The organism is Pseudoflavonifractor hominis, from assembly GCF_014288125.1.
GTDB classification, from domain to species: Bacteria; Bacillota; Clostridia; order Oscillospirales; family Oscillospiraceae; genus Pseudoflavonifractor_A; species Pseudoflavonifractor_A gallinarum.
In genome coordinates, this window is sequence record NZ_JACOPR010000001.1 from 78,862 (window position 1) to 95,314 (window position 16,453).

General features: G+C 62.7%; 16 protein-coding genes. 14 read left to right on the plus strand and 2 right to left on the minus strand.

Annotated elements, in window-relative coordinates; genetic code table 11:
- Positions 1-35 precede the first annotated feature (35 nt).
- From H8S34_RS00400 to H8S34_RS00415, 4 genes are read left to right on the plus strand one after another with little or no spacing between them, the layout of a single operon-like run.
- Positions 36-980 (plus strand): ABC transporter permease, encoded by a 945-nt coding sequence (locus H8S34_RS00400; protein ID WP_101693401.1) that lies wholly within the window; start codon positions 36-38, stop codon positions 978-980.
- Between the two features lie 16 nt (positions 981-996).
- A complete protein-coding gene (locus H8S34_RS00405; protein WP_101693402.1) occupies positions 997-1,833 on the plus strand; it encodes an ABC transporter permease in 837 nt (278 codons plus the stop codon).
- Between the two features lie 16 nt (positions 1,834-1,849).
- On the plus strand, positions 1,850-2,863 hold the full coding sequence (locus H8S34_RS00410) for an ABC transporter ATP-binding protein (protein ID WP_186962754.1): 1,014 nt from the start codon (positions 1,850-1,852) through the stop codon (positions 2,861-2,863).
- Positions 2,860-3,837: an ABC transporter ATP-binding protein gene (locus tag H8S34_RS00415; protein WP_186962755.1), complete on the plus strand. Its 978-nt coding sequence runs from the start codon at positions 2,860-2,862 to the stop codon at positions 3,835-3,837. Before H8S34_RS00410 ends, H8S34_RS00415 begins: the two co-directional genes overlap by 4 nt.
- Positions 3,838-3,913: 76 nt before the next feature.
- Here H8S34_RS00415 and H8S34_RS00420 read toward each other — a convergent pair whose 3' ends face one another.
- Both H8S34_RS00420 and H8S34_RS00425 read right to left on the minus strand, forming a co-directional pair.
- The gene (locus tag H8S34_RS00420) at positions 3,914-4,465 is read right to left on the minus strand and encodes a Fe-S-containing hydro-lyase (protein WP_186962756.1); all 552 of its coding nucleotides are present in this window, start codon (positions 4,463-4,465) and stop codon (positions 3,914-3,916) included.
- A 6-nt stretch (positions 4,466-4,471) separates the two neighbouring features.
- Complete coding sequence (locus tag H8S34_RS00425; RefSeq protein ID WP_101693406.1) at positions 4,472-5,173, minus strand: coiled-coil domain-containing protein; 702 nt, start codon at positions 5,171-5,173, stop codon at positions 4,472-4,474.
- 179 nt (positions 5,174-5,352) lie between these two features.
- On the opposite strand from H8S34_RS00425, the gene H8S34_RS00430 reads away from it, so the two are divergent.
- From H8S34_RS00430 to H8S34_RS00475, 10 genes are all read left to right on the plus strand, one after another.
- Entirely contained in the window at positions 5,353-6,219 is an 867-nt protein-coding gene (locus tag H8S34_RS00430) for a class I SAM-dependent methyltransferase (protein ID WP_186962757.1), read from the plus strand.
- 35 nt (positions 6,220-6,254) lie between these two features.
- Positions 6,255-7,100 (plus strand): energy-coupling factor transporter ATPase, encoded by an 846-nt coding sequence (locus H8S34_RS00435; RefSeq protein WP_186962758.1) that lies wholly within the window; start codon positions 6,255-6,257, stop codon positions 7,098-7,100.
- 78 nt (positions 7,101-7,178) lie between these two features.
- Positions 7,179-8,045, plus strand: a complete 867-nt coding sequence (locus H8S34_RS00440; RefSeq protein WP_186962759.1) for an energy-coupling factor transporter ATPase — start codon at positions 7,179-7,181, stop codon at positions 8,043-8,045.
- A gap of 1 nt (position 8,046) precedes the next feature.
- Positions 8,047-8,853, plus strand: coding sequence for an energy-coupling factor transporter transmembrane component T family protein (locus H8S34_RS00445; RefSeq protein ID WP_101693410.1), 807 nt, complete (start codon positions 8,047-8,049; stop codon positions 8,851-8,853).
- Between the two features lie 64 nt (positions 8,854-8,917).
- Positions 8,918-9,688: a tRNA pseudouridine(38-40) synthase TruA gene (gene truA / locus H8S34_RS00450; protein ID WP_101693411.1), complete on the plus strand. Its 771-nt coding sequence runs from the start codon at positions 8,918-8,920 to the stop codon at positions 9,686-9,688.
- 19 nt (positions 9,689-9,707) lie between these two features.
- A complete protein-coding gene (locus tag H8S34_RS00455) occupies positions 9,708-10,895 on the plus strand; it encodes a DUF5711 family protein (protein WP_186962760.1) in 1,188 nt (395 codons plus the stop codon).
- A gap of 13 nt (positions 10,896-10,908) precedes the next feature.
- Positions 10,909-11,601, plus strand: coding sequence for a CvpA family protein (locus H8S34_RS00460; RefSeq protein ID WP_186962761.1), 693 nt, complete (start codon positions 10,909-10,911; stop codon positions 11,599-11,601).
- 32 nt (positions 11,602-11,633) lie between these two features.
- Complete coding sequence (gene pgsA, locus H8S34_RS00465; protein WP_101693414.1) at positions 11,634-12,170, plus strand: CDP-diacylglycerol--glycerol-3-phosphate 3-phosphatidyltransferase; 537 nt, start codon at positions 11,634-11,636, stop codon at positions 12,168-12,170.
- Between the two features lie 139 nt (positions 12,171-12,309).
- Entirely contained in the window at positions 12,310-14,853 is a 2,544-nt protein-coding gene (locus H8S34_RS00470) for an ATP-dependent Clp protease ATP-binding subunit (protein WP_186962762.1), read from the plus strand.
- A gap of 236 nt (positions 14,854-15,089) precedes the next feature.
- Positions 15,090-16,373 (plus strand): nickel pincer cofactor-dependent isomerase, group 22, encoded by a 1,284-nt coding sequence (locus H8S34_RS00475; RefSeq protein WP_186962763.1) that lies wholly within the window; start codon positions 15,090-15,092, stop codon positions 16,371-16,373.
- Positions 16,374-16,453 lie beyond the last annotated feature (80 nt).

The window sequence follows — 16,453 nt, forward strand, 5'->3', positions numbered from 1 at the left end:
AATCCAAGGCACCGTTCGAAAGGGAGTGTGACACGATGAAACAATACACCATTCGCCGCATCCTTCAGCTCATTCCGGTCTTGCTGGGCATCAGTATTCTGATCTTCGCCGTCATGAAGATGATCCCCGGCGACGTGATCTCGGGTATCCTGGGCGTGGAGGCCACGCCTGAGCTGCGGGCTCAGCTGGCCGCCAAATACGGCCTGGACCGCCCCTATATCGTACAGTATCTGGACTGGATCGGCGGCGTGCTCCGGGGCGATTTCGGGGAATCCATCCGCACGGCGGAGCCCATCCTGCCCCAGATCCTCACCCGCTTTCAGGTGACCGCTGAGCTCACCATCCTGGCCGCCGTTATCTCCTGGTTCGTGGCCATCCCTCTGGGCATCCTCGCCGCGGTCAAGCGCAACTCCATGGCCGACCGGCTGATCCGGGTCTTTGCCCTGCTGGGCGTCTCGGTCCCCGGCTTTGCCCTGTCCATCCTGCTGATCCTCTTCCTCTCCCTGGCCTTCGGTTACTTCTCCCCCCTGGGCTATGTGGGCTTTTTTGAGGACCCCCTGCGCAACCTTCAGATCATGATCCTCCCGGCCTCGATCCTGGGCATCTCCATCTCGGGCTCCGTCATGCGTATGACCCGCTCGTCGGTGCTGGAGGTCCTGCGGCAGGACTTTGTCCGCACCGTCCGGGCCAAGGGCGCCAGTGAGCGGGTGGCCATCTTCAAGCACGTCCTGCGCAGCGCCCTCATCCCCATCGTCACACTGGTGGGCATGCAGATCGGCTCCCTGCTGGGCGGCGCGGTCATCGTGGAGCAGATCTTTTCCCTCCCCGGCCTGGGCCAGATGACCCTGACCGGCATCAACCAGCGGGATTACCCCGTGGTGCAGGGCTGCGTGCTCTTTATCGCCTTTGTGTACGTACTGGTCAATGTGGTGACCGACCTGCTGTACGCCTACATTGACCCCCGTATCTCTTACGACTGACGGCAGGAGGATTACCATGAAACGACTTGGACAGACGATCCGGGATCTGTGGAAGGATCCCATGGGGCGCATCGGCATGATCGGCATTCTGCTGGTCATCCTAGTGGCCATCTTTGCCCCCCTGGCTGCTCCCTTTGAGCCGGACAAGATGGTGGCCATGCCCAAATCCGCCCCCAGCGCCGACTATTGGTTCGGCACCGACAACTACGGCCGGGACATCTTCAGCCGCATCCTCTACGGCGCCCGGGTCTCTCTGGAGGTGGGCATCATCGCCGTGGGTATCGGCGCGGTGGCCGGCTACATCCTGGGCCTGCTGGCGGGCTATTTTGAGGGCTGGGTGGACCGGGTCATCATGTGTGTGATGGATATCCTCTTTGCCTTCCCCTCCATCCTGCTGGCCATCTTCATCTCGGCGGTGCTGGGACGGGGCCTGGTCAACACCATGATCGCCATTGGCATCGTCAACATTCCCGTCTTTGCCCGGACCGTGCGGGCGGCGGTCATCTCGGCCAAGGGCCTGGAGTATGTCTCCAACGCCCGGAGCGTGGGCGTCCGGACGGGCGCCATCCTGGTGCGGCACATCTCCCCCAACGTGGTGGCGCCCTTTACCGTGCAGGCTACCCTGGCCCTCTCCAGCGCCATTCTCACCGAGGCCTCCATGAGCTTCCTGGGCCTGGGCATCCAGCCCCCCGATCCCTCCTGGGGCTCCATGCTCTCCGAGGCCCGCACCTTTATGGAGCAGGCCCCCTGGATGGCCATCTTCCCCGCACTCTTCATCATTGTGACCATCCTGCTCTTCAACATCCTGGGCGACAGCCTCCGCGACGTGCTGGACCCCAAGCTCAAAACCTGATGGGAGGACTGCCGACATGGATCATCTCTTGGAAATGCGCAATCTCTCCATCGACCTGTACCGGGGACGGCGGACGCCTCCGGTCAAGCTGGTGGAGGGAATTGACCTCAACATTGATAAAAAACAGAATTTCGGCATCGTGGGCGAGTCCGGCTGCGGGAAGAGCATCACCTGTTCCTCCATCATGGGACTGCTCTCCTTCCCTCTTTCCGTAGGTGCAGGGAGCAGCATCCGCTTCCAGCGGGAGAATGGGACCGATACCGAGCTGCTCTCCCTTCCGAAAAAGCAGATGCAGCAGCTGCGGGGCAAGGAGATCTCCATGATCTTTCAGGAGCCCATGACCGCCCTGGACCCCATGTATACCATCGAAGACCAGATCGTGGAGTCCCTCCGCTTCCACACCGATCTCAGCCGCTCCGCCATGCGGGAGGCCGCCCTGGAGATGCTCCGCAAGGTCAAGATCCCCCGGGCAGAGGAGATCCTGAAGGAGTATCCCCACCACCTCTCCGGCGGCATGCTTCAGCGAGTCATGATCGCCATTGCCCTCATCAACAATCCCCGGCTCCTCATCGCCGATGAGCCCACCACCGCCCTGGACGTGACCATTCAGGCCCAGATTCTGGACCTGATGAACGAACTGCGGGAGAGCTATGACACCTCGGTCATCATGATCACCCATGACCTGGGCGTCATCGCCGAGACCTGTGAACAGGTGGCGGTCTTTTATGCCGGCCAGGTAGTGGAGCAGGCCAGCGTGGACGACATCTTCCACCACACAGCCCACCCCTATACCAGCGGACTGCTGCGCTCGGTGACCTCTCTGGGCGGAGAGCAGAAGGAGCTCTATACCATCCAGGGCACCGTGCCCACCGCCGGGCAGTTCTCTTCCGGCTGCCGCTTTGCCGACCGGTGCGAACACTGCACGGCCCGCTGCCGGGAGGCGGTTCCGCCGCTGACCGAGGTGGCCCCCGGGCACCAGTGCCGCTGCTGGCTCCACGCCGGCGGCGCAGAGAAGGAGGCGGCACGATGAGTCAGGAAAACATTCTGCTGGACGTCCAGCATCTGAAAACCTACTTTCCCATCCGGGGCGGCGTGATGCGCAAGGCCGTAGGCCATGTCCATGCGGTGGAGGATGTCTCCTTCCAGATCCGGGAGCAGGAGACCTTCGGCCTGGTGGGCGAGTCGGGCTGCGGCAAGTCCACCACCGGCCGGAGCATCCTCCGCCTCATCGAGCCAACTGGCGGAAAGGTCCTCTTTGACGGCACCGACCTGTGTACCCTGAGCCGGGAGCAGCTGCGGCTGAAGCGGCGGGACATGCAGCTCATCTTCCAGGACCCCTATGCCTCCCTCAACCCCCGCATGACGGTACATAAGCTGTTGGAGGAGCCGCTGCTCACCCACTTCCATCTCTCCCCCAAGGAGCGGGAGGAGCAGATCCAGTGGATCGCTCAGGCTGTGGGCATCACGGCGGAGCATCTGGAGCGCTATCCCCATCAGTTCTCCGGCGGGCAGCGTCAGCGCATCGCCATCGCCCGGGCCCTCATCTGCAAGCCCCGCTTCGTGGTGGCTGACGAGCCGGTCTCCGCGCTGGACGTGTCCATCCAGTCCCAGATCCTCAACCTGCTCATGGGACTTCAGCAGGATCTGAAGCTCTCCTATCTTTTCATCTCCCACGATCTGAACGTGGTGCGCCACATCAGCAACCGGGTGGGTGTGATGTATCTGGGTCGTCTGGTGGAGACGGGCAGCACCGAGGATGTCTACCGCAATCCTCTCCATCCCTACACCAAGGCCCTTCTCTCCGCCATTCCCAAGCGGGATCCGTCGGAGGAAAAGGAGCGCATCCATCTGGAGGGCGATGTGCCCAGCCCGGCTGATCCCCCCAGCGGCTGTGCCTTCCACGACCGCTGCCCCCACTGCATGGGAATCTGCAAGGAGCAGCCGCCCCAGACCCGGGAGCTGGAGCCCGGTCACCGGGTGGCCTGCCATCTCTACAATCCATAGCACAGCCAAACACTTACGTATATATGAAAAGAGCGGACCGGAACAATTCCGGTCCGCTTTTCGTATTCAGATGATCTTATTTCGCGGCGTATTCGGCCCGGCCGCTGCGGAAGAGATTTCCGCCCGTGCTGTCGATGGCGACCGTCAGGGGGAAGTCCTCCACGGTCATCTTCTTCACCGACTCACAGCCCAGCTCATCAAAGGCGATGACCTCGGCGGCCTTGATGCAGCGGGCGATCAGCGCCCCCGCGCCTCCCACCGCCGCGAAATAGCACGCCCCGTTGCGGACGATGGCGTCCACCACCTCCTGGCTGCGCTCTCCCTTGCCGATCATGGCACCCAGGCCCAGGTCCAGCAGCCGGGGGGCAAAGGCGTCCATCCGGCTGGCCGTGGTGGGGCCGCAGGCTCCCACCGCCATGCCCTGCTGTCCCGGGGTGGGGCCGGCATAGTAGATCACCGCGTCCCGCAGCGGGAAGGGCAGGTCCTCTCCCCGGTCCAGAAGCTCAAAAAAGCGCTTGTGAGCCGCGTCCCGGGCGGTGTAGATGGTCCCGCTCAGGATCACCCGGTCTCCCGCCTTCAGCGCAGGAATGTGGCTGCGCAGGTCCTGTGTATGCAGACGGTATTCCATCTCTCCTCACTCCTCATCCAGCGGCAGAGGCTCGGGCATCCGGGGCCCGATGGCCTCCTCATAGGTCTCCAGCAGCAGCTTGAGCTCGGCGTCATGGTCACCGAACTCGGCGGTGAGTCCCTCCATGCTCTTGCGCACCCGGTCCAGCTCCCCGGCTGTGTGGGCGATGGTGGCCTCAATATCCGTGCGCATCCGGTCATAGCCGGCCTGCACTTTGTAGATCCACTGTTCCAGCTCCTGGCGGGCCTTCTCCACCTGCTCCCGGGCGGCCGCCTCGATCCCCTGGGCACGGCAGTGGGCCTCCAGCTCGATGCCGGCCGTGCGGTCCTTGATGGCCTCGTAAGCTCTGGCCCCCTGCTCGCTTTTCTCCAGGCGCTCCTTCAGGTCGGAGAGCTGGTTCTGGAGGGCGCTTTGCTCCTCTGCCTGGAGCTCCCGCTCGCCCCGGCTCTGCTCTAGAGCGGCACCCCGCTCGGCCAGCTCGCCGGTGAGCTTCTGTACCTGGGCCGACAGCTCCACCAGACGCCCCTCGGCCTCTTCCACCCGCGCTTTGAGTTTGTCCCGCTCCTCCGTCATGGCGGAGAGCTCTTTCTGAAGTCCCTCCACCTTGGCGGCGTGGTCCTGATTGGCCTTCTCGATATAGTCCAGTACGTCCTGCTTACTGAACCCGCCCAATGCGGCGGTACGGAACTGAATGTCCGCTGCCTCCATCTACGTACACGCTCCTTCTCTCAGGGTATTGCTCGAATCAGGGGTATTTTATCACAATTTTGCGGGCAATACAATCCTATTCTATTTGACGCTGGCCGGGGCCAGGTGATATAATAACCTGATTGTACCATTTCCATCGCCCTGCGATGGATGAGATTGATAGATGGAGCGAATGCACTATGTGGATTTCCGACGCCTGGAAAGACTATGAACTGATTGACTGCGGCCGTGGGGAAAAACTGGAACGCTGGGGGAAGCATCTCCTGGTCCGCCCCGACCCCCAGGCCATCTGGAATACGCCCCGGAGACATCCCGGCTGGAAGAAGCACGAGGCCCGCTATGCCCGCTCCTCCACCGGCGGGGGCGCCTGGGAGAAGAAGGATCTGCCCGAACGCTGGACGGTGGACTACCGGGACCTCACCTTTAATATTAAGCCCATGAATTTCAAGCACACCGGCCTCTTCCCTGAGCAGGCCGCCAACTGGGACTGGGCCCGGGAGCAGATCCGCCGAGCCAACCGTCCCATCCAGGTGCTCAACCTCTTTGCCTATACCGGCGGAGCTACCGTGGCCTGTGCCGCGGCGGGGGCTTCGGTCTGCCACGTGGACGCGGCCAAGGGCATGGTGAGCTGGGCCAGAGAGAATGCCCGCTCCTCCGGGCTGGAGGATGCCCCCATCCGCTGGATCATTGACGACTGCGGCAAGTTCGTGGAGCGGGAGATCCGCCGGGGCCGGCGGTATGACGCCATTATCATGGACCCTCCCTCCTATGGCCGGGGCCCCTCCGGTGAGATCTGGAAGCTGGAGGAGAACCTCTATCCCTTTGTGGAGCTGGTCTCGGGCGTCCTCTCGGACACCCCCCTCTTTGTCATCATCAACTCCTACACCACCGGCCTTGCCCCCTCGGTGCTCACTTACATCCTGGAGACCATCGTCTCCTCCAAACACGGAGGCCACACCGACAGCCAGGAGCTGGGCCTGCGGGTCAGTGAGACCGGGCTGGCCCTCCCCTGCGGCGCCACCGGACGCTGGCTGGCCGACCGCTGAGGGACCCACCCTTCTGAGATTTGAGGATATCGACTATGAGCAACGCCATCATTGAAACCAGAGATCTGCACTTTTCCTACACCGGGGCGGAGGGCGCCTCCCCCTCGGTGCTCAACGGAGTGAACCTCTCCATTGAGGAGGGCTCCTTCGTGGCGGTCCTGGGGCACAACGGTTCGGGCAAATCCACCCTGGCCAAGCACCTCAACGCCATCCTCCTCCCCAGCGGCGGGGCGGTCTATGTGGCGGGCATGGACACCGCTGACGAGTCCCTCCTGCTGGACATCCGCCGCACCGTGGGCATGGTCTTCCAGAATCCGGACAACCAGATTGTCGCCAATGTGGTAGAGGAAGACGTGGCCTTCGCCCCGGAAAACCTGGGGGTCCCCCCTGCTGAGATCCGCCGCCGGGTGGACGAGGCCCTCAAGGCCGTGGGCATGTATGAGTTCCGGGAGCACGCCCCCCACCTTCTCTCGGGCGGACAGAAGCAGCGAGTCGCCATCGCCGGCGTCATCGCCATGGCTCCCCGCTGCATCGTGCTGGACGAACCCACCGCCATGCTGGACCCGGTGGGCCGCCGGGAGGTCCTGGAGACCATACAGAAGCTCAACCGCCTCTCCGGGGTCACTGTAATCCTCATCACCCACCACATGGACGAGGCCGCCCTGGCCGACCGTCTGGTGGTCATGTCCAAGGGCCAGGTGGTGGCTGACGGCGCTCCCCGGGAGGTCTTTCAGCGGGTGGAGGAGCTCAAGGCCCTGGGCCTCACCGTCCCCGAGACCACCGAGCTGCTCTGGCAGCTCCGGCAGGACGGGCTGGACGTTCCCCTGGACGCCCTGAGCGACGAGGAGTGCGCTCAGGCCCTCTACCAACTCTTCCGCTGAGGCGCGAGAGCCTCCGCCACTTCTTCGGGCGTCATCCCTCCGGGGAGATGCACCACTTTCGCAAAGGAATGAAGTTATTTGGAACCCATTCTTCAGACACATCAGCTCTCTCACGTCTACTCCCAGGGCACGCCCTTTGAGCGGGCTGCCCTGCTGGACGTGGAGTTTGCCGCCTACCCCGGGGAGTACCTGGGGATCATCGGCCACACCGGCTCGGGCAAATCCACCCTCATCCAGCACCTCAACGGTCTGCTCAAGCCCACCGGCGGGCAGGTCCTCTTTGAGGGAAAGGACATCTGGGAGACCAAGGAGCGCACCCGTCAGACCCGTTTCCAGGTGGGTCTGGTGTTCCAGTATCCCGAGTACCAGCTCTTTGAGGAGACCATCTACAAGGACATCTCCTTCGGTCCCCGGAACATGGGACTGCCCGAAGAGGAGATCGACCGCCGGGTTCGGGAGGCCGCCCATTTCGTGGGTCTGCGGGATGAACTGCTGGAGCGCTCCCCCTTTGAACTCTCCGGCGGTCAGAAGCGCCGGGTGGCCATCGCCGGCGTCATCGCCATGGAGCCCAAGGTCCTCATTCTGGATGAGCCCACCGCCGGGCTGGACCCGGTGGGTGTGGAGCAGATCCTCCAGAACATCCGAGATTACCACGAGGCCAACAACGCCACCATCATTCTGGTCTCCCACTCTATGGAGGAGGTAGCCCGGACGGTGGACCGCCTGGTGGTGGTCAACGACGGGACCATTCCCTTTGAGGGTCCCCCCCGGGAGGTCTTCCGCCATGGGGAGGAGCTGGAGGCCATGGGTCTGGGCGTGCCCCAGATGACCCGGGTCTTCCACCGCCTGCGCTCCATGGGCGTGGATATCGACCCCTCGGTCTACACCATCGCCCAGGCACGCCAGGTCCTGCTGGATGCGCTCAAGAGAAAGGGGGCGGTCTGATATGGCTCTGAAAGACATCACCCTGGGACAGTATTTCCCCGGTCACACCATCCTCCACCGGATGGACCCCCGCACCAAGATCCTGCTGACCACCCTCTACATCGTGGCCCTCTTCCTGTGCAAGCAGGTGGTCTCCTACGCCCTGGTCATCGCCGTGCTGGCAGGGGCCGTGGCCATCTCCCACGTGGGCCTCAAATCCATCGTCCGCGGGATGCGTCCGGTGCTCATCATCGTCATCCTGACGGCGGTGCTCAACCTCTTCTACACCCCCGGGCAGGAGCTGTGGCGCTGGGGCTTCCTCCGGATCACCGTCGAGGGCATCTGGGCCGCCGTCTTTATGGTGCTGCGCATCACCCTGCTCATTACCTGTACCTTCCTGCTCACCTATACCACCTCCCCCATCCTGCTCACCGACGGACTGGAAAAGCTGCTCTCCCCCCTCAAGCACCTGCGCTTCCCCGTCCATGAGCTGGCCATGATGATGTCCATTGCCCTGCGCTTCATCCCCACCCTCATCGAGGAGACCGACAAAATCATGTCGGCCCAGCGGGCCAGAGGCGCCGACTTTGACTCGGGCAATCTGATCCAGAAGGCCCAGGCCCTGGTGCCTCTGCTGGTGCCCCTGTTCATCTCCGCCTTCCGGCGGGCCGATGAGCTGGCGGTGGCCATGGAGTGCCGCTGCTACCATGGCGGAGAGGGCCGCACCCGGATGCGTCAGCTCCATTTCCAGCGCGCCGACTGCGCCGCTCTGGTCCTGGGCGTCGCCCTGGTGGCCGCCGTGTCCGTCCTGCGGCACTTCGGCCTGTAATATTCCCAGGCCGGAGAATCCCATTCTCCGGCCTTATCAACTTTCAAGGTGAATGAGATCTGCTATGAGAAATATCGCGCTGCAACTGATGTATGTGGGCACCGCCTATCACGGCTGGCAGGTGCAGAAGACGGTCACCACCGTGGCTGAGACCCTGGAAAAGGCCCTGTCCACCGTGGTCTGCCACCCGGTCAAGTGTACCGGCGCCGGACGCACCGATGCCGGGGTCCACGCCGAGACCTATGTGGCCAATTTCCACACCACCTCTTCCATCCCCTGTGAGCGGCTCCCCCTGGCGGTCAACACCCGCCTGCCCGACGACATCGTGGTGGTCCGGGCCGCCGAGGTGCCCGACTCCTTCAACGCCATCGGCTCCTGTCTGAAAAAGGAGTACACCTACCGCATCTACAACTCCCGCATCCGCAACGCCTTCTTCGTGGACCGGGCCTGGTTCTATCCCAAGCCCCTGGACGAGAAGGTGATGCAGGCGGCGGCCAGCCAGTTTGTGGGTACCCACGACTTTGCCGCCGTCCAGTCGGTGGGCACCGAGGTCCAGTCCACGGTGCGCACCATCCACTACTTTGACATCACCCGGGCGGGGGACCTCATCACCTGCCGGGTCTGCGCCAACGGTTTTCTCTACAATATGGTGCGGGCTCTGGTGGGCACCTGCGTCTACGCCGCCGAGGGGAAGCTCTCCCCCGACGACATCCCCCGTCTGTTGGAGTCCCGCAACCGCACGGCGGCGGGTCCCACTGTCCCGCCGGGCGGACTCTACATGACCCGTCTCTGGTATCCGGAGGACACCCTGGGACAGGTCGTTCCCTTCCGCTGAGCCTAACAGGAGGCAATCTATGGAACTGCTGCAACCAAAGCCAACCCCACCCAAAAAACGCCCCAGCCGCCTGCTGCGTCTGCTGGCCTTTTTGGTGACTCTGGCCCTGATGGCCGGGGCGGTGGCCCTGGTGGCCAACCGGGACAAGCTGAATCTGGACGGGGTGCGCCGCTGGTTCAACTACCGCTCTCTGGAGCGCAGCGACAGCGGCCAGGCCGAGTCCTTTTCCTACGACGGCGGAAGCGCCAGCAGCTTTGCCACCCTGGACGACGGGCTGCTGGTGTGCTCCACCGCCTCCATCCGTCTCTATTCCGGCAGCGGGACCCTCTATGTGGACCAGACGATCTCCATGGAGCATCCGGTCATCCACAGCACCGAGCACAGCGCCGTGGTCTACGACGCGGGCGGACAGGATCTCTTTGTCTTTTCCGGAAAGGAGCAGGTCTTTTCCCTCTCCCTCAAGGAGGACGAGTCTCTTCTCTCGGCCCGCCTCAACCAGGAGGGCTCCCTGGTGGTAGTCGCCCAGGAGAGCGGATACAAGGGCACCGTGACGGTCTATGGGCAGGATTTTCAGCCCATCATGCGCATCAAGCTCTCCAGCCGCTTCGTGAGTGACGCGACCCTCTCTCCGGACGGCAAGTCGGTGGCTCTGGTCACCCTGGGCGTGAACGGGAGCACCTTTGAGAGCACGCTGGAGCTCTATCAGCTCTCCCGGACCGAAGAGGACGTCTCTCCCGATCACACCTGCTCTCTGGGCAATGACGTTCCCCTGGATCTGGCCTGGAAATCGGACGGAATCTGGGTCCTGGGGCAGTCATCCTTTACCCTCGTCTCTCCCAGTGGCGAGAATAAGGGGAGCTACGACTATTCCGGCCAATACCTCAAGGGCTTTTCCCTGAACGGGGAAGGCTATGCCGTTCTCCTGCTGGGCAAGTACCGGGCCGGAAGCGCCGCCGACCTCATCGTGCTGGACCATACCGGCCAGGTCAAGGCATCCTCTTCCCTCCATGACCAGGTCTTTTCTCTCTCGGCCGCCGGCAATTACATTGCGGTGCTCTCGGCGGGACGGCTGGATCTGTACACCCCGGATCTCACCCTCTACCGTTCTCTGGAGACCACCCAGGGCGCCCGGCGGGTCATCCAGCGCTCCGACGGCTCTACCATGCTTATGAACGCCGACACGGCCCATCTCTATGTTCCCAACTGAGGAGGTTTTTTCCATGCCCTATCTACTTGATCTGATCGTGGTAGCGGTCGCTGCCCTGTTTATCTGGAAGGGATGGCGCAAAGGTCTGGTCCTCTCCCTGTGCGGGCTGCTGGCGGTGCTGGTAGCTTTCGCCGGAGCGGGGATCGCTGCCCGCACCCTCTCTCCCGCCGTAGGCCAGGCGCTGGAGCCTAAGATCTCCCAGCTCATCGAAGAGCGGCTGGAGGAGGGGCTCTCCGCTCCTCCGCCGGCAGAGGAGGTATCCGCCGGCGAGGACCCCCTCTCCGACGTGCTCTCCGTCCTCAAGGATCTGGGGCTCTATGAGAATCTGGTGGACTCCCTCCAGCACACCGTGGAGGAGGGTATGAACGGGGCGGTCTCGGCCGCCGCCAGCGCAGGGGCCGCCATGGCCCAGTCCATCGCCTACCGCATCATCTTCCTGGTGTCCTTCACTCTGATCCTGGCCCTCTGGGGCTGGCTGAGCCGGGCACTCAATCTGGTGGCCCGCCTGCCGGGACTGCACTTTCTCAACAAGACCGGCGGTGCCGCCATCGGGCTGGTCAAGGCCCTGCTGGTGCTCTTTCTGGTCACCTGGCTGCTCCAGTCTCTTGGCCATTTCGTTCCGGAGGAGACGGTGGCCCAGACCACCCTCCTGCGCGCTCTGGTGGAGCACAATCCCCTTACTGCCCTGACGGATCTGGCGGTATGAGGCGCTTCACACCCATTGGGAGGTAAATCCGTATGAATGTACCAAATCTGCTCTCACTGCTCCGCCTGGCCATGGTGCCGGTCTTTGCGGCGGTCTTTTTCCTGCCCGACCCGTCCGCCCGCAGCTGGGCTGCCGGAGTGTACGCCCTAGCCTTTGTCACCGATATCGCCGACGGCTGGATCGCCCGCCATTTCCACCAGGTCACCCGTCTGGGCCGCATTCTGGACCCTCTGGCGGACAAGCTGATGACCTTTACGGTCATTGTCTGTATCACCGCCGCGGGCATCATCCCCCTCTGGGCTGTGGTGGTCTTCTTCCTGAAGGAGGCCGCCATGGGCGTGGGAGCCCTGTCCATGTACCATAAGACAGAGGACGTGATCCCCTCCAACTGGCTGGGAAAAGTCTCCACCGGCGTGTTCTTTGTGGTGTGTGCCGCACTGGTCCTCTTCCCCGGCATTCCCTCCTCCTGGGCCACCGGCCTGATCACCCTGGCCCTGGTCCTGACCATCCTGGCCTTCGTGAGTTATCTCCTGCAATACCTCTCCCTCACCGGTCGGCGGAAGAGCTGATGCCCGGAACGGGACTTGTTTCTCCTACATTCATACGCAGTTCATAATTTCGGGCTAGAATCAATAAACTGGAGGGCGGCGTTCTGTCCGCCCACCCGCGCGCGGTCCAGCCGCGCCGGAAAAGGAGTTGAAATCATCCATGCAGCCGACACTCTGTTCCAGATGTCATAAAAATGTGGCCGTCGTCTTCATCCAGAAGATGGAGAACGGCGTGGCCAAGACAGAGGGCCTCTGTCTAAAATGCGCCAAGGAAATCGGCATTCAGCCGCTTCAGGATATGATGCAGAAAATGGGGATCACCGACGAGGATCTGGAGAGCCTCTCCAACGACATGATGACCGCCATGGGCTCCCCCGAGAGTCTGGCCGGTCTCATCCCGTCGGAATCCGAGGAGGACGACGAGGAGGACGGCAAGACCGCCACCTTCCCCTTCCTCAATAAGCTCTTTGGCGCGGGCTCCAATCCCCGCTCGGAGGAGGAGCCGGGTGGTCCCTCCATGGACGGCCCCCGCCCCAACCGGGAGGAAAAGGGCAAGGGAGAGCGTCCCCCCAAGCGGAAATTTTTGGAGAACTACTGCATCTCTCTGACCCAGAAGGCCGCCGAGGGCAAACTGGACAATATCATTGGCCGGGAGGAAGAGATCCAGCGCACCATCCAGATCCTCAACCGCCGGCAGAAGAACAACCCCTGCCTGATCGGTGAGCCCGGCGTGGGCAAGACCGCCATCGCCGAGGGCCTGGCCCAGCGTATCTACAACCGGCAGGTCCCCTATAAGCTCCTGGACAAGGAGGTCTATCTCCTGGATCTGACCGCCCTGGTGGCGGGCACCCAGTTCCGCGGCCAGTTCGAGAGCCGCATGAAGGGACTCATTGAAGAAATCAAGAAGCTGGGCAACATCATCCTGGTCATCGACGAGGTCCACAACATCGTGGGCGCGGGTGATGCCGAGGGCTCCATGAACGCCGCCAACATCCTCAAGCCCGCTCTCTCCCGGGGCGAGATCCAGGTCATCGGCGCCACCACGCTCACCGAGTACCGCAAGCACATCGAGAAGGACACCGCGCTGGAGCGCCGCTTCCAGCCCGTCATCGTGGAGGAGCCCTCCATTGACGACGCGGTGAAGATCATCGAGGGCATCGCCCCCTACTATGAGAACTACCACTTTGTCTCCATCTCTCCCCAGATGTGCCGCCTGGCCGTCACCATGAGCGAGCGGTACATCACTGACCGCTTCCTCCCCGACAAGGCCATCGACCTCATTGACGAGGCCTGCTCCGACGTGAACCTCCACAACACCAATCTGGCCCGGGAGGCCCAGGTCCGCAAGGAGCTGGATGAGCTCTCCAAGGAGCGGGACCGGATGGTCAGCGAGTCCAACGACCGGGAGTACAAGCGCCAGAACAGCCTCAAGGCCAACGAGCAGAAGCAGGCCGAGCTCCGCCGCCAGCTGGGTAAGCTCAATGAGGAGCACGCCGCTCTCTCGGCCGCTCCCGACCAGGAGGCCGGCCTGCGGGACAACGAGCGGGAGGCCGCCCGCCTCCAGCGGGAGCTCTCCGCCCTCAACAAGGACCACATCTCCCTCTCCACCGAGACCGACGGCAATCAGTATGAGCGCCTGGCCGAGATGAAGAGCCGCCAGCTCCAGCTGGAGGAGGAGCTCCACAAGCTGGAAGCCCAGAGCGCCCCGCCCCTCACGGTGGAGCATCTGGCCCGGGTCATCGAGCTGTGGACCAAGATCCCGGCCAGCCAGATTCAGGAGGCCGAGTATGAGCGCCTGGCCAAGCTGGAGGACCGCCTCAAGGAGCACATCATCGGCCAGGACGAGGCGGTAAAGGCTGTGGCCGCCGCCGTGCGCCGGGGCCGCGTGGGCATCGCCTCCAAGCGCAAGCCGGTCTCCTTCCTCTTCGTGGGCTCCACCGGCGTGGGCAAGACCGAACTGGTCAAGCGCCTGGCCATGGACATGTTCCACTCTCCTGAGTCTCTCATCCGCCTGGATATGTCCGAGTTCATGGAGAAGTTCGCGGTCAGCCGCATCATCGGCTCTCCCCCGGGCTATGTGGGCTACGACGAGGCCGGACAGCTCACCGAGAAGGTACGCCGCAAGCCCTATTGCGTGGTCCTCTTCGACGAGATCGAGAAGGCCCACCCCGACGTGCTCAACATCCTGCTCCAGATCCTGGACGACGGCCACATCACCGACGCCCAGGGCCGGAACGTGAACTTTGAGAACACCGTCATCGTCATGACCTCCAACGCGGGCAGCGACACCAAGTCAGCCGGCAGCGTGGGCTTTGGCCGCACCGCCAACGAGCAGGGCCGGGAGCGGGTCATGAAGGCGCTGGAGTCCTTCCTCCGCCCCGAGTTCATCAACCGCGTGGACGAGATCGTCTACTTCAACAAGCTCTCTGAGGAGAACTTCAAGGCCATTGCCAGCATCATGCTCACCGAGCTCCAGACCAACCTGCGGGAGAAGGACATCACCTTCTCCTGGGACGAGTCCCTGCTGGATTACCTGGTGGAGAAGTCCTACTCCCTCACCTACGGTGCCCGCAACCTCCGCCGCCAGATCCAGCGGGATCTGGAGGACGGCATTGCCACCAAGCTCATCGAGAGCTATCTGCATCCTCTCTACGAGATCCGCGCCACCGCCCAGGACGGACAGATCCGCCTGGAAACTCAGTAAACGGTGTCGCAGGGCCCCGTGCCGCCAGTGGCGGCGCGGGGCCTTTCTCTCTTGACAATCCACACGGAAAGGGTCATAATAAACATGTATTATGTCTGAATTTGGTTTGTCTTTTTATATTGGAAATACATTCCGTATATCGGAATCAACGGCAGTTTGACCAGATCGGTTTGTCCCTGTAAGGTCCTTTCCGCCGGATTCGGTCAGACATTGTAATGACTAAGGAGGAATCGTCCATGGAAACCATTACCGACCTCATCAAAAATGTCCCCATTCCCAAGATGGTCAAGATCCGCGAGCGCTATGACGAGAGCCATATCCCCGCCGACAAGATCGCTGAGACCGTGACCGAGCAGCTCTCCCGGGATGTCATCGCCAGCCGCATCCAGCCCGGTATGCGCATCGCCATCACCTGCGGCAGCCGCGGCATCAACCACTATGCCGTCATGGCCCGGGCCATGGTGGACTTTGTCAAGTCCAAGGGCGCCGAGCCCTTCATCGTGGCCGCCATGGGCAGCCACGGCGGCGCCACCGCCGAGGGTCAGCGCCAGATCCTGGCCGACTACGGCATCACCGAGGAGAACATGGGCTGCCCCATCGTCAGCTGCATGGACACCGTGGAGATCGGTCTGTCCGGCGTGCGTCATCTGCCCGTGCGCATCGACAAGCACGCTGCCGCTGCCGACGGTATCCTTCTCTTCAACCGCATCAAGCCCCACACCTCCTTCCGCGGTAAGTACGAGAGCGGTCTGATGAAGATGATGGCCATCGGCCTGGGCAAGCAGCACGGCGCCGAGAACATCCACCACCAGAGCCCCGCCATCATGCACGAGCTGGTGGAGGAGTACGGCCTGACCATCCTGAAAAACTGCAACATCCTGGGCGGTATCGCCATCATCGAGAACGCCTATGACGAGACCTACCTCATCCAGGGCCTGAGCCCCGAGGAGATCATCACCGAGGAGCCCAAGCTCAAGGAGATCTCCTATCAGACCATCGCCCACCTCCTCTTTGACAAGTGCGACGTGCTGGTGGTGGACAAGATCGGCAAGAACATCTCCGGCGACGGCATGGACCCCAACGTCTCCGGCCGTTTCGTCCAGCCCAAGTACTGCTCCGGCGGCATTGAGGCCGAGAAGGTGGTCATCCTGGACCTGACCGACGAGACCCACGGCAACGCCCAGGGCATCGGTCTGGCTGAGGTCACCACCCGCCGTCTCTACAACAAGATGAAGCTGGAGATGACCTATCCCACCGGCGTGACCAACACCTTCCTTCACCTGATGAAGATCCCCATGATCATGGACAACGACCGGGAGGCCCTCCAGCTGGCCCTGTGCTGCTGCCCGGATGCGGAGGATCAGAACAACATGAAGATGATCCGCATTCCCAACACCGCCCACATCGAGTATATCGAGATCTCCGAGGGCCTGCTGCCCCAGGCCAAGGCCAACCCCAACATCGAGATTCTCTCCGATCCCTATGATCTGGAGTTCGATGAGAACGGCAACCTGTTCTAATCTGTTTTGGGTCGCTCCGGGACTTGTCCCAAACGGAACTCCCGAAAAAACGTGAAAAACCCGGCGTCTTTTGAGCCCAA

Coding starts and splice junctions, on each gene's coding strand:
- H8S34_RS00400 (WP_101693401.1), top strand. CDS start 36: ATGAAACAATACACCATTCGCCGCATCCTTCAGCTCATTCCGGTCTTG.
- H8S34_RS00405 (WP_101693402.1), top strand. CDS start 997: ATGAAACGACTTGGACAGACGATCCGGGATCTGTGGAAGGATCCCATG.
- H8S34_RS00410 (WP_186962754.1), top strand. CDS start 1,850: ATGGATCATCTCTTGGAAATGCGCAATCTCTCCATCGACCTGTACCGG.
- H8S34_RS00415 (WP_186962755.1), top strand. CDS start 2,860: ATGAGTCAGGAAAACATTCTGCTGGACGTCCAGCATCTGAAAACCTAC.
- H8S34_RS00420 (WP_186962756.1), bottom strand. CDS start 4,465: ATGGAATACCGTCTGCATACACAGGACCTGCGCAGCCACATTCCTGCG.
- H8S34_RS00425 (WP_101693406.1), bottom strand. CDS start 5,173: ATGGAGGCAGCGGACATTCAGTTCCGTACCGCCGCATTGGGCGGGTTC.
- H8S34_RS00430 (WP_186962757.1), top strand. CDS start 5,353: ATGTGGATTTCCGACGCCTGGAAAGACTATGAACTGATTGACTGCGGC.
- H8S34_RS00435 (WP_186962758.1), top strand. CDS start 6,255: ATGAGCAACGCCATCATTGAAACCAGAGATCTGCACTTTTCCTACACC.
- H8S34_RS00445 (WP_101693410.1), top strand. CDS start 8,047: ATGGCTCTGAAAGACATCACCCTGGGACAGTATTTCCCCGGTCACACC.
- truA (WP_101693411.1), top strand. CDS start 8,918: ATGAGAAATATCGCGCTGCAACTGATGTATGTGGGCACCGCCTATCAC.
- H8S34_RS00455 (WP_186962760.1), top strand. CDS start 9,708: ATGGAACTGCTGCAACCAAAGCCAACCCCACCCAAAAAACGCCCCAGC.
- H8S34_RS00460 (WP_186962761.1), top strand. CDS start 10,909: ATGCCCTATCTACTTGATCTGATCGTGGTAGCGGTCGCTGCCCTGTTT.
- pgsA (WP_101693414.1), top strand. CDS start 11,634: ATGAATGTACCAAATCTGCTCTCACTGCTCCGCCTGGCCATGGTGCCG.
- H8S34_RS00470 (WP_186962762.1), top strand. CDS start 12,310: ATGCAGCCGACACTCTGTTCCAGATGTCATAAAAATGTGGCCGTCGTC.
- H8S34_RS00475 (WP_186962763.1), top strand. CDS start 15,090: ATGGAAACCATTACCGACCTCATCAAAAATGTCCCCATTCCCAAGATG.